At 71.3% G+C, this 12,836-nt stretch carries 11 protein-coding genes; 8 read left to right on the top strand and 3 right to left on the bottom strand.

What is annotated here, in order from left to right; all coding sequences use genetic code 11:
* The first annotated feature begins 100 nt into the window (after positions 1–100).
* Complete coding sequence (locus P8A18_RS18195) at positions 101–1,300, top strand: hypothetical protein (protein WP_306055889.1); 1,200 nt, start codon at positions 101–103, stop codon at positions 1,298–1,300.
* Between the two features lie 88 nt (positions 1,301–1,388).
* Here P8A18_RS18195 and P8A18_RS18200 read toward each other — a convergent pair whose 3' ends face one another.
* On the bottom strand, positions 1,389–2,603 hold the full coding sequence (locus P8A18_RS18200; protein ID WP_306055890.1) for a low temperature requirement protein A: 1,215 nt from the start codon (positions 2,601–2,603) through the stop codon (positions 1,389–1,391).
* Between the two features lie 204 nt (positions 2,604–2,807).
* On the opposite strand from P8A18_RS18200, the gene P8A18_RS18205 reads away from it, so the two are divergent.
* The 6 genes from P8A18_RS18205 (at position 2,808) to P8A18_RS18230 (ending at position 9,740) form a co-directional block, all read left to right on the top strand.
* Positions 2,808–4,646, top strand: a complete 1,839-nt coding sequence (locus P8A18_RS18205; RefSeq protein WP_306055892.1) for a hypothetical protein — start codon at positions 2,808–2,810, stop codon at positions 4,644–4,646.
* A gap of 160 nt (positions 4,647–4,806) precedes the next feature.
* A complete protein-coding gene (locus tag P8A18_RS18210; protein ID WP_371933688.1) occupies positions 4,807–5,238 on the top strand; it encodes a hypothetical protein in 432 nt (143 codons plus the stop codon).
* Entirely contained in the window at positions 5,235–7,121 is a 1,887-nt protein-coding gene (locus P8A18_RS18215; RefSeq protein ID WP_306055894.1) for an alpha/beta hydrolase, read from the top strand. Before P8A18_RS18210 ends, P8A18_RS18215 begins: the two co-directional genes overlap by 4 nt.
* Positions 7,118–7,675, top strand: coding sequence for a hypothetical protein (locus tag P8A18_RS18220; protein ID WP_306055895.1), 558 nt, complete (start codon positions 7,118–7,120; stop codon positions 7,673–7,675). The genes P8A18_RS18215 and P8A18_RS18220 overlap by 4 nt, the downstream gene beginning before the upstream one ends.
* Before the next feature lie 82 nt (positions 7,676–7,757).
* Complete coding sequence (locus P8A18_RS18225; RefSeq protein ID WP_026250156.1) at positions 7,758–8,765, top strand: C40 family peptidase; 1,008 nt, start codon at positions 7,758–7,760, stop codon at positions 8,763–8,765.
* Between the two features lie 240 nt (positions 8,766–9,005).
* Entirely contained in the window at positions 9,006–9,740 is a 735-nt protein-coding gene (locus tag P8A18_RS18230; protein WP_306055897.1) for a phosphatase PAP2 family protein, read from the top strand.
* A 219-nt stretch (positions 9,741–9,959) separates the two neighbouring features.
* Here P8A18_RS18230 and P8A18_RS18235 read toward each other — a convergent pair whose 3' ends face one another.
* Positions 9,960–11,552: an FAD-binding oxidoreductase gene (locus tag P8A18_RS18235; RefSeq protein WP_306055898.1), complete on the bottom strand. Its 1,593-nt coding sequence runs from the start codon at positions 11,550–11,552 to the stop codon at positions 9,960–9,962.
* A 43-nt stretch (positions 11,553–11,595) separates the two neighbouring features.
* On the bottom strand, positions 11,596–11,769 hold the full coding sequence (locus P8A18_RS18240) for a hypothetical protein (protein WP_306055899.1): 174 nt from the start codon (positions 11,767–11,769) through the stop codon (positions 11,596–11,598).
* Between the two features lie 180 nt (positions 11,770–11,949).
* Here P8A18_RS18240 and P8A18_RS18245 point away from each other — a divergent pair, with 180 nt between their 5' ends.
* Positions 11,950–12,831 carry an SCO4651 family lipoprotein gene (locus tag P8A18_RS18245; protein ID WP_306055900.1) on the top strand — a complete coding sequence of 294 codons (882 nt, stop codon included), beginning with the start codon at positions 11,950–11,952 and terminating at the stop codon, positions 12,829–12,831.
* Positions 12,832–12,836 lie beyond the last annotated feature (5 nt).

Below are 12,836 nucleotides of genomic sequence, written 5' to 3' on the forward strand. Positions count from 1 at the left end.
CTCATGTCCTGCTAACGCCTCCCTGACGTCCCGCTCACGCCCTTGGAACGTGGGCTAGGTCACGCGTGACTTCGGCGGTCTGATCACCGTTAGATGTGATGTGCCCAAGCCTGCCGTTTCCACAGTTCCCGCCGGCGCCGCCGAGGCCGTCGCCGCTCCGCCCGCGCCGCTGCCCTTCCTGCTGACGCACAGCCAGGGCGAGGCCGCTCGCACCCTCTTGTCGTATGTGGTCTCCCTGCCGTTGACCTCGGCCGACGCCCAGCTCCTCGCCGTCGTCGTGGCGATCCGGGCCGCGCGTACCGGGGCCGGCAACCTGACCGGGACCGATCTGCGGTCGTTGCGCCTGGACGACCCCGAGGGTGCCGTGGCCGACCTGATCGCCGCCGGCTGGGAGGTGCCGGGTCCGCTGATCGGCGGGGAGCCGGACAAGCCGGTCGGCATCCTCGTCCCTGCCATGACCCCAGGGCCCGGCCATGTGCTGCCCCTCGGCAAGGACGCGCGGTCGCGGGTCTCGGGCTGGTCCATGCGTACGCGGCTGGCCAAGCCCGTACGTAAGGGCTCGTCGGCGGTCCGGCTCGCCGCCCTTTTCCTGGCGGCCCACTGCTCCTCCGAGCTGGTCGGCCATGCGCCCGCCGAGCTGCCCGTCGCCTGTTACGGGGCGGTGCCCACGCTCCTGGAGAAGGGGTTCCTCGCCGAGGTGTCCGGGCAGACCTACCGGCTCGGCGAGGTGGTGGGACACCTCGCCGGCAGGTTCCGTACGCCGGAGGAGCTGGCCGCTCTCGCACAGAAGGAGGCGGAGCGGCGCGCGGCACGGGAGGCGGCTGAGGCCCTCCAGCCGGAGGAGGCGACTCCGGAGCGCTGGGCGGAGTGGAAGTCGGGGACCAGCCCGGCGTTGCTGCGGCACGTGGAGGCGGTGGAGCAGTGCGCGCTGTGCCGCTTCCCCTTCGACCGGGTCGCAAACGCGTTCCTGTCCGCGCCCTCCTCCGTGCCCGCCCCCCGTACCGTCCTCGACGCCTACGGCACCTGGCGGGACGCGCACCCCGACTGCGGGCGCGAGGCCGCCCTGTTCACCGTGGCGTTCCGTACGGAGCATGGCCACGGCCCTTCGTACAGCCAGCTCTGCAAGGGCCTGGGCTGGAAGAAGCTCTCGCGGGCGCTGCGCGGCATCGTGGTCGGCAGCCTCCTCGCCGAGGGCTGGCTGACGGACACCTCCCCGGTGCCGTGGACCCTGCGGCCGGGGAAGACCGCCCACGCGCAGGGGATCGTCCTGCCCGGCCAGGCGGCGCGCGGCAGGCGCTGACGGATGGGGGCCTTGTGGTGCGGGGCTGCGGCGTACCCGCCCTGCCCCCCTCACTACGAGTACGTGAAGCCGCGTCACCGCCCCCGGTTCAGCTCGCGGGCTCGCCGGAGCCGTCGGACAAGCCGGTCTCGTGTGCGGCGGCGTCGCGGGCGGTCAGGAGGAGGGTGGTGGCGATGAGGAGGGCGGTGATGATGCCCGTCGTCAGGATCGGTGACGGGGTGAACGTGGCTGCCAGGACGGCGAGGACCGCGGCCGGGTGGAGGATGTTCGCGGCCCGGCCGAGAGACGCGGAGCGGTGGTGCAGGAGGCGGACGAGGGTGAGGAACACGGCGACCGGGACGGTGTAGGCCGCGGCCGCCGTGCGGTCGGAGATGTGGCCGTGCCCGGCGGTATGGGCGACGTTGAGCGCGAGCCCTGCGCCGACGGCGGCCGCCGACGCGAAGACGAAGTAGTGCCCGTAGCCCCACAGCAGCGCCGTGCGCAGGCTCGTGAGCAGCTGGGGGGCGTTCTGCGCGAAGTAGAGCCACCACAGGGCGAACACCGTCAGGATGCCTCCCACGACCAGGGCGGCGAGGTCACCGAGTTCCGCGTGGGTGTCCAGGGCGGTGCGTACGGCTCCGGTGGCGGCCGTGATCGACTCGCCCAGCACGATCAGCGTGAACAGTCCGTACCGCTCGGCGATGTGGTGCGGATGCCAGGTGGTGGTGGTTTTGCGTTCCGCCAGGGCGGGAACGGCGATTTCGGCGAGCACGAGGACCGCGAACGTGACGAGCCCGAGGCTCCCGGGCAGGGCCAGCCGTACGACCCAGCCGATCTGCACCAGGAAGATCCCGGCGGCGTAGTTCAGGCAGGTACGGCGCCTCCCCGGGTCGGAGCGGGCGGCGCGCAGCCACTGTGTGACCATGGCGAGCCGCATGATCACATAACCCCAGGTGATGACAGTGAAGTCCTCGTGCTCCAGCGCGTCCGCTGCCCCCGCCGCGAGGACGAGCGCACCGGTGATCTGTAGGAGCGTCAGCAGCCGGTACGGCACGTCGTCGGTGTCGTACGCCGAGGCGAACCACGTGAAGTTCATCCACGCCCACCAGATCGCGAAGAACACCATCGCGTACCCGAGAACACCGTGGCCGATGCGGCCCGCGGCGAGTTCGTGCTCGAACGCGGACGCGGCCTGGGCGACGGCTGCGACGAAGCACAGGTCGAAGAACAGCTCCAGCATCGTCGAGGCGCGGTGCTGTTCGTCGGCGCGGCGGGCCACCATGGGCCGGTGCCAGAAGCTGGGGACGGGGGATGAAGAACTCATGGGGGCGCATTCTTCCCGCTGAGCGGGGTAAGGCGAGGAGGCCGCGCCCGGACGGGAAAACCACTGGCACGCGGGGATGCGGCCCTGCCACACTCCGGCCATGACTTATGGAATCGAGAACCACCCCGCCCGTTGAGCGCCCCGGAAGAGCGCGGAGCGCTCACTCCCAGGCACTCGTCTTCGTCTTCCTCCTCGCCCTCGTCCTTGTACGACTGCGCGCTTCGCGTCCAGCACGCCGAGCCCGAGGGGCCGTGGTCGCGGGAGCACGCGTCCCCTCCCGAACGCCGGCCCCGCAGGGGCGACAGGGCGAGCAGGAGCTGGGCGGAGACCAAGGACGAACTGACCCTTCTGCTCGGCCCGCTGCTGATCGCTCCGGACGCCGCCGAGGCCGCTGCGGAGGCCGGCCGGCGACTGGACGCCATGGACCCGCCGCTCCGGCACCGGTACGTCCACGTGTTCGTACAGGTGCTGCCGTTGGAGAACGAGGCACGGGCACGCGCCCTTGCGCGGTGCTTGGTGCGTACGGGGGCCAGTTGTCTGACCGTCAGCGTCGGAATCGCGCTGCTGGCCCGGCTCGGTGAACCCCGGGACACCCCGGGCCTCAAGACGCTCAGCCTGCTCCGGGCCCTCGTACGCCCTGTCATCCGCGCCCTCGACGTCCTCGACAGACCGGCCGCGGCTCTCCTCGCCCTCCGCAACCAGGAGGTGTCGCCCGAACTGGCCGCGTTGATCACGGCACTGACGGCCCATGACGAGGCTGCCGTTCGGAGCCGGCTGATCGCGCTGCCGGGGGATGTGTCGCCCGATGTGGCGCGCAGGGTGGCCGAGGCCGCCCGTATGACGGAGCTGCTGTCGGCCGTGGTGCCGGAGCGTGGGACGCCTGCCCTGCGGGCCGTGCCGGAGGGCGGGGCTTCGGGCCCGCGGGCCGTGCCGGAGGGTGGTACTCCCGGCCTGCGGGCCGTACCGGAAGGTGGGACTCCTTCCGACCCGCAGGCCGCCGAGCTGCTCGCGCAGACGGCACGCTTGCTGTTCCGCATGACCAGCGTGCGGGACTACGTCGCGGAAATCGTCTCCTACCCGGACGCCGTGCCCGCGTACGAGGCGCTCGCGCGGGGTGCCGGTCTCCTCGCGCCCACGCTCGACCACTACGGCCTCCTGCTCTCGGCCGTTCAGGAACTCCGTACGGGCTCCGGGGCCCTGCATGGCTGGGGCCCCGGTCGCCGGGAGGCGGTGCTGGCGCGGCTGACGGCCGTTCTGAACCGGCCCGAGTGGCGGGCGGTGCCGGACGACCGGGACGCGGAAGACCCGGGCGTGCGGTGGCGGGCCGGGTGGGCACGGCGTGCGCGGGCGCAGGCGTTGCGCGACCCGCGCGTCCCCACCGAGCGGTTGCGGGTGGAGGTGTTCGAGCGCGACCCCGTCGACCGGGGCACGATCGAGGTCCGCATCCTGGTCGACGGCCGCCCGCTGGTGCCGGAGCTCTTCGGGCGGGGGCCCGCGGACGCACCGGAAGACCTGCTGGACCGTGGCCTCCTGCGGGCCGGGGCCGAGCCCCGCGAGGTGCGGCTCGCGGAGGCGTACTGCACCGAGGGGTGCTGCGGTGCGCTGTACGTCACCATCCGGCGGGACGGCGACGAGGTGGTCTGGGCGGACTGGCGGTGCCCGCCCCCGCCGGGGCTGCCGTTCGATCCGCCGGTCGTACGAGAACTGCCCGAACTCCGGTTCGATGCGGCTGCGTACGACGCTGAGATCGCTCGGGCGGAGGGCGACACCGGCTGGGCCTGGCCGGCCCGCCGGGCGGCCCGGCTGATCGCCGCCGGGGTGCGCGCCCGCCCGGACCTCCTCACCCGCTGGGGCCTGCGCTTCGGCTGGTCCGGTACGGACTTCCGGAACCCCGACGAGACGCTGCTGAGCCTCATGTACGACACCGAGGACGGCTCCCCCGGGCAGTTCCTGTGGCGCATGCCGGATGACGGCACCCCATCGGAGGACCGCGCGGCGGCCGCGCTGCACCGGCTGGCCACGGTCGATCCGAGGACCGTCTAGCCGATCCCGGCACCGGTCCACCGTTCGGGTGATCCGTGGGCGGGGGCGAGGCGTTGGGAACGCCGGGGAACGGGGTGACGCCCGCTCCCCGGCGCCTTGGCGTGCGGCGTGTCGCGGTTGCCGCTTTTGGCACAGTGCCGCTCCACGATCAAGGAACGGGGTGAGCGGTGTGAGCGGCGTGCGCGGTACGCGGCTGAGGCTGAGCGATTCGGCCGGCGACGGGGCTGCCGACGGGGCCGGGGGCGGGGCCGGTGGCGGATTCTCCGCTGGGGACCGGTTGCGCCACAGCGACGGGGCGTGGCTGCGGGCCGCCGGGGGCGCGGAGGGTATGGGTGCGCACCTCGGCCCGGTGCGTACGGAACTGGCGACGGCGCACGAGGGCGTCCTCGCGGGCACCGTCGGCCTGAGCGCGCTGGCCGAGCTGGGAGCGGTACGGGAGTCCTGGGTACGCCGTATCGAGTGCGCGCGCTACGAGTGCGGGGCACTGGCGGGGAACCTGCGGGCCGTGGCGCGGGCGCAGGGCGAGACGAACGAGTCCGTGCGGTCGTCCTTCGCACCCGTGGCCCGGGTGACACACGGGGTCGAGCGATGACGGTGCCGTCCTCCACGCTGACGTGGGCGCAGTTGCGCGACCTGAAGTGCGCCGAGCTGGAGGAGGCGGCGGACGGCTGGGGCAAGGCGAGCAACCGCGCCGACGCAGGGCGGGACCGCATCGAGAAGCAGCTCCTGACGGGCCTGCGTGAGACCCAGCAGGGCGCGGCGGCGGATGCGGCGGTGAGCAGGCTGCGGCAGATGGGGCGGAACCTGCAGTACGTCTATACGGAGTGCGGCCTCGTCCGTACCGCGCTGAACAGCCTCGCGCACGAGATGCGGGCCCAGCAGAAGGTTCTGCGGAACGCGCTGGACGACGCGGAGTCACTGAAGTTCACCGTCCACGCGGACGGCTCGGTGACGTACCCGGAGGGGGGCGAGGGCCTGATCGACGGCAAGCCGTTGCCGGGCGGGACGGCGCGGGTGAACACCATGCCCGGCCTGCTCCCTCCGTCGGGGCTGGTCGCCCCGAACCCGAACGCCGCGAAGGCGCAGGACATCGCGGACCGGGTGACGAAGGCGGTGCGCACGGCCGCCGAGATCGACTGGCGGTTCACCCGCGTTCTGCGGCGCCTGAAGGCGGAGGAGGGCCTGAAGGTCCCCGACCGTACGTGGACCGACGCGGCGGGCGACGCGGCAGCGGTACGGGATGCGGCGCGTGGCTACCTGAAGTCCCGCATCCCCCACGACGCGCCGCCCGCGGCCCGCGGCGAGTGGTGGGCCCACCTGACGGACGAACAACGCGAGGAGTACCTCGCGGTGTACCCGGACCAGATCGGCAACCTGGACGGCATCCCGGCGACCGTCCGCGACACGGCGAACCGCGACAACCTCCAACTCCTGATCGGCAAGCTGGAGGGCCGGGACGACGAGACGTCACACGTGCGGCTGGCGGGGCTGCGGGAGATCGACCGCCAATTGAGGAGCGACGGCCGGCCGCCGATGTACCTGCTCGGCATCGGCGATGAGGGGAACGGGCGAGCGATCGTGTCGTTCGGGAACCCGGATACGGCGCGGAATGTTGCGGCTTATGTGCCGGGGTTGAATACGGCGTTGGATGAGGAGTTTGCTACGGGGGATCTCAAGCGGGCCAGGGATACGGCTATCGGTGCGAAAGAGATGAATCCCGATGCGACTGTCGCTTCAATTGTTTGGCTCGGCTACGACGCGCCGCAAGCGTCACTTGACGACCTGGCGGGGGATTTGGAGGTAGCGGGAGAGTCGAGTGCCAGGAAAGGTGCTGCGGCCTACAACGAATTCATGGCCGGCATCTCTGCTACGAATGAGAATGCCGACCCGCATGTAACAGCGATCGGTCATTCGTACGGTTCGTTGACGGTTGGGATCGCTGCTCAGCAGGGAGGCGGAATCCCAGGGGCTGATGACGTGGTTCTGGTGGGCAGCCCCGGGGTGGGTGCCCACTCGGCAGAGGAGCTTGGGGTTGGAAGGGATCACGTCTTTGTGGGAGCTGCCGAGAATGACCCCGTGACCAAGTTGCCCAACAGCCGTGAAGCGAGTGGCTTGGGTACGGGAATCGTGGGCGGTGCGTCGATGGGGTTTTCGCTGGGGATGACTGGAGGGCCTGTTGGGGCCGTGATTGGCGGTGCAGTGGGTGGTATTGCAGGTGGCTCGATGGGGTACGCGGCTCAAGATGCTCAAACCGAGGAGAGTGACGTCTGGTTTGGAACCGACCCGGCGCACCGGGACTTCGGTGCGAATCGTTTTGCTGTAGACGATGGGCCTCGACTGTTGGAGCGAGGACACCGACCCGCTGAGGCGCACTCAAATTATTTTGACCCGGCGAAGGACCAATTGTCCGCTGATAATATCGCGAGAATTGTCGCCGACAGGTCGGGGGGCATCGAAAGAGGGCAGCCCAGGTGAAGATTAAGTTGACTGCTGTAGCTGTCGTCACTCTGCTGATTTCGGGATGTGCTTCGATGGGTGGCGTGGCAGGTTCGGTCAATGAGGGCGAGGGAACCGGAGTGAATATGCAAGAGGCTGCCGATCGTGCGGACGGGATCCTTGATGAAACATTTTCCGGGATCAAGCCGTCGGTGGAGTGGGTGCATGGTGAATCGACGGAGGGAGGCTGTGATGTCTCGCGTAGGAGGGCGGTTATTACTGTGATCTCTGATAAGCGCAGAGGTAGTTTTCTAGGTGTAGTTGAACGCGAGTGGCAAAAGGCTGGATATCGCCAGATCGGAGTGAATGCCAGCGAGGGAAGCCCGGCGACCTACTTCGAGACACCGGATGGATTCCGGGTGAGACTGCTCATCGGGGGCCGAGGGCAGGCCTTCTTTGAGGTGGCTACGCCCTGTGTGGAAAGGTCCTCGGTCTCGAAGCCCGCCCCGCCCCCGGGCGGGGCGGAGCACGTGGGGGAGCCAGTGCCTGCTCCCAACATCCACTCCGACTTCTGGTCCGCCGGCGCCTCCTGAACGCCGGTTCGTGCGCCCCCGTGACTCGTACACACCGTCGAAAACGCCCGCGAACCCGCCCCCGATGGGGGATGGTTGAGGGGTGCGTAAATTCTGGTTGGCGGCAGGGATCGGCGTCGGTGCCGCCATGTGCTTCGTGGCGTTGCTCGTCGTCGGTACCTACTCCGCCGCCGCCGGTCTCGGGGGTGGCGGCGGGGGTGCCGTTGCGCTGGCCAAGGGGGCCGTGCCGGCCAAGTATCAGGGGCTCGTGCAGAAGTGGGGTGATCTCTGCCCGGCCATCAACCCCGCCCTCCTCGCCGCCCAGCTCTACCAGGAGAGCGGCTGGAATCCGCGCGCCGAGAGTCCCGCCGCCGCGCAGGGCATCGCGCAGTTCATCCCCGGGACCTGGGCCGGGCACGGTATCGACGGGGACGGGGACGGGGACCGGGACGTGTGGGATCCCGCCGACGCCATCCCCTCCGCCGCCTCCTACGACTGCGAGCTCGCCGGGTACGTGAAGAAGGTCCCGGGCGACGCCACCGACAACATGCTCGCCGCCTACAACGCCGGCGCCTACCGCGTGATCAAGGCCGGCGGCGTACCGGACATCTCCGAGACGCGGAACTACGTCAAGATCATCCGCTCCCTGGAGAAGAGCTTCGCCAAGCCCGTCGGCCGCGTCCAGCCCTCCCAGCAGGCGGCCGGTGCCATCTACTTCGCGCAGAAGAAGCTCGGCACGAAGTACCTGTGGGGCGGCAACGGCACGCCCGAGCAGGGCGGGCGGTTCGACTGTTCCGGGCTGACCCAGGCCGCGTACCGCACCGTGGACATCGAGCTGCCCCGCGTGGCGAACGACCAGTACAACGCCGGGCCGCACCCGGCCCGTGACGAACTGCTCCCCGGCGACCTCGTGTTCTTCTCCGACGATCTGACCAATTCGCGCGCCATTCACCATGTCGGCCTGTACGTCGGGGGCGGATACATGATCAACGCTCCGTACACTGGGGCGGTCATCCGGTTCGACAAGATCGACACACCCGACTACTTCGGCGCCACCCGCGTGACCAAGGACGGCGCCGCGGCCCTGCCGAGCACGGAGCCCGCGGCCTGACCGCCGCGGGCCGGTGGCCGGAACTCTCCGTGAAGCCCAGCCCCTGAGCAGCGACGATGTGTCACTCTTCGATAACGTCATGGTGATCATTCGGTGGAGAGTGGAACGTACGCGCGGAGCGCGTCGTTCTCTGGCTGGGCGTGTGATCGACCGATGTGGACGAACCGAATACGGGGGTTCGTAAGCGCGGCGCACAGGGACGTGCGCCGCAGCAGCAGACAAGGCAAGGGGCCGCGGCAGATGGCTGGACTCGCACTGGATGGGTCGAACCCCGACGTCAGCCTGCTCTACGACATCAACGGGCTCGCCAAGGCCGCTCCCACCTGGTTCGACCGGGTCATGGAGTTCGTCGGTGAGTACGGGATCATGCTCGGCATGGTCCTCGTGGTCCTGTGGTGCTGGTGGAGCGTCCGCCGGCGCGGCACGGCCGAGGAATCGGTGTCCTCGGTGGCCGGGCTCGTCTGGGCGCCGCTCGCCGCCGGGATCGCGTTGCTCATCAACATCCCGATCCGTGGATTCGTCGAACGGCCCCGGCCGTTCAAGGACCATCAGGGGCTCGACGTCCTGGTCGACGGCAAGAACGACTTCTCCTTCGTCAGCGACCACGCCACCATGGCGATGGCCCTCGGCGTCGGCCTCTTCGTCGCCCACCGCAAGTTCGGCATCGCCGCCATCGGGCTCGCCCTGCTGGAGGGCTTCTGCCGGATCTACATGGGCGTCCACTACCCCACCGACGTCATCGGCGGATTCGCCCTCGGTACGGCCGTCGCGCTGCTCCTCGCGCCCCTCGCCATGATGCTGTTGACGCCCCTGGTGGCTGCGGTCTCCCGCTCCGCCCGCCTCGGCCCGCTCGTCCGGTCGCGCCGGCCCCGGGCGGCGGAGTCCGACGGCCGGGACGACGAGTCGCTCGGGATCCCCGAGCCCCGGCCCGGATCGGGCGGCGGCTCCGAGGGAGAGAAGGGCCTCGCCGCCTGAGGCGGGGCAGGGCGGGGCAGGGCGGGGCGGGGATCAGTAGAACCCGCCACCGCGACCCCCGAACCCCGTCGTCGGACTCCCTCGGACCCCCTGTGGGTACGAGAACAGACCCTCTGCGGGTACGAGGTCAGACCCCCCGCGGGTACGAGGTCAGACCCCCCGCGGGTACGAGGTCAGACCCCCCGCGGGTACGAGGTCAGACCCCCCGCGGGTACGAGGTCAGACCCCCTGCGGGTACGAGAACAGCCCCTCCGGGTCGTACTGCTTCTTCACCTCTGCCAGACGCTTCGTCGCCGTGCCGTAGTACGCCTGTCGCCAGTCCGTCAGGGCCGGGTCCGAGTAGTTCTGGTACGCCGCGCCCGAGGCGTACGGGCGCATCGCCGTGTGGGTGTCTTTCAGCCAGTTCTGCTGGGCGGTGCCCGCCGTGCCGGGGCGCCAGGCGCCGATGTACTGGGCGAGCATCCGGGAGCGGCGGTGGACGAACGCCGTGGCCTGCGGGTCGACGCGGTTCACCGCGCCACCCAGCGCGGTCAGCGCGACCGAACCGCCGCCGCCCTGGCCCGTGTCGAGCCGGGTGAACGCCTCGACCGCGGTGAGCAGGGCCGATACGCCCGCCGGGGGCAGCGAGCGGTCGTAGAAGTCGGAGGCCGCGGCGTACGTCTCGCGCTGGAGGGTGCCCTGCGTGGTGCGGCCGGGTGTGGTGCCCGGCAGGTGGCACTGCGCGTCCGTGATGCCCGAGCAGCCCGCGTACACGAGCATCGCCTCCTGGTAACTGCGGCGGCGCAGCGATACGGAGGTGGCGGAGGCGCCGATGCGGTCGGCGAGGCGGTCGACGGCGTTCTGCAGGTCCCCGTACGTACCGAGGCTGAACGCCGAGACCGTGACCGTCGGGTTGATGCCGCCGGGGCCGGCCGCGAGGTGGGCGGCGGACCAGATCTCGTCCGGCTGGTCGGGGCCCCACTCCTGCCAGGCCGTGACGACGGCGCGGGCGCGTGACCAGGGCCAGGACATGTACGCGGTGACGGTCTGCGGGGCCGGCCGGGTGCGGAAGCGGAGTTCGGTGACGACGCCGAAGTTGCCGTTGCCCGCGCCGCGCAGCGCCCAGAAGAGGTTCGGGTTGCGTTTGGCGTCGGCGGTGACCGTGGTGCCGTCGGCGGTGACGAGTGTCGCCGCGGTGAGGTTGTCGCAGGTCAGGCCGTAGGCGCGGGCGGCGACGCCGTGGCCGCCGCCGAGGGTCAGGCCGGAGATGCCGACCGTGGGGCAGGACCCGCCGGGGATCGTCAGGCCGTGCGCGGCGAGCCCCTGGTAGACGTCGAGGAGCTTGGCGCCCGCGCCGATCGTGCCGTCCCGGTCGACGCGGGAGAGTGACGAGACGTCAACGACGAGACGTCCGTTGCCGCTCGACCAGCCCGCGTACGAGTGGCCGCCGCTGCGGATCGCGACGGGCACGGAGGTGCGGCGGGCGAAGGCCAGGCACTCGCGGATGTCGTCCTCGTGGGAGACGTACGCGACGGCGGCCGGTTTCTGGTCGTCGAAGCGGGTGTTGTAGAGCTGACGGGCGGTCGGGTACGCCGTGTCACCGGGCCGGATCAGCGGTCCCTCCAGGCTCTTGGCCAGCGCGGACCAGTCCGCCGGTACGGAGGAGGGGGAGGGGGAGGCGGACTTCGTGGGGGAAGGGGCGCCGGACGAGGCCGGGGTGGGGCCGGCGGCGGGGGCGGAGGGCTCCGTGCCCTCGCACGCGGTGGCGGTGGCGCCGGTGAGGACGGCGGCGGCGCCCGCGGCGAGGAGGGTGCGCCGGTTCGGCTGGGTCATCGGACCTCCGGAGTGGGGGGAGAGGTGGGGGGAGGGCCGGTGCTCAGGCCGTGGTGCGGTGTTCCTCGGCGTCCGTGCGGGCCCGGTCGCGGGACCGGCGGGCCGGCCCCGACCAGCCGCAGGTGCAGCGGGCGGTGCAGAAGGACCCGCGTTCGACGGTGGTGGGCTCATGGACGGGCCGGTCCCGGGAGACCTCGGCGGCGTGTTGGTCGTACACGCGACCACGGTACTGGGCGGGGTGGCCCGGTCGGGAGGGGTGTGCCGGCGGGGGTACGGGCCGCGAGGCCCACCATGTGGCGCCAATCGGGGCCGAAGACGTTACATGCGACAGGGGCTGTCGTTATGCGAGGCGGGCAGAGCCTCGGGCAAGCGGTATGTCGTTGAGGGTTGGCGGGCGATGGTGGTGCAGCGGCACAGGTCCGGAGGCGGGGTGCGCGGTGTGCGCGCCCTTGCCGTGGCGGTCGTGATGGCGGCGGCCGCCGGGTGCACCGGTGACGGCGGCGGGGACCGGGCCACGGCCGCCGACGCCCGGGACGGGGCGGTCGAGGTGGTGCGGCGGGCGGCCGCGGTCCTCGCCGGGGAGGGCGTCGTGAGCGCCGAGGTGAGTACGTCGATGGAGACGGCCTCCGGCGGTACCCGGGTCACGATCAGGGGCAAGGGGGCGTACGACTTCCGTGCCGGGTCCGGCCGGCTCACGGTCGTGCTGCCGCCGGACGCCGCGGGCGAGGAGGAGCACCGCCCCATCACGGAGCTGCTGGCCCCGGGCGCCCTTTACATGATGAACCGGGGTGCCGGGGTGCCCGCGGACAAATGGGTGCGGATCGACACGACGGCGCTGGAGGACGGCAACCTGGTCACCGGCGGGGTCACCGACCCGATGGCCGCCGCCGAACTGCTGCGCGGCGCGGGGACCGTGACGTACGTCGGCGAGACGGACCTGGCCGGGGTGACCGTACGGCACTACCGGGGGACCGCCGACATCGGCCGGGCCGCACGGCTGGCGGCGGCCCCGTCGCGGGCGTCGCTGGTGGCGGCGGCGAAAGGGTTCCGCACGGTCGAGGTTCCGTTCGACGCCTATCTCGACGGACAGGGGCGGCTGCGCAAGGTGCGCCACCGCTTCAGCCTGACCGGCGAGGGCCCGGCGGCGGAGGTCGTGTCGACCACGCTGCTGTACGGGTTCGGCGTGCCGGTCACCGTGACGCTGCCGGACGAGCGGGACATCTACACCGGCGAGATCGAGCCGGGGCGGGCCCGGCCCGATCCGGACGAGGGCCCCTAGCCATC

The sequence above is a fragment of the Streptomyces sp. Mut1 genome (genome assembly GCF_030719295.1).
GTDB classification, from domain to species: Bacteria; Actinomycetota; Actinomycetes; order Streptomycetales; family Streptomycetaceae; genus Streptomyces; species Streptomyces castrisilvae.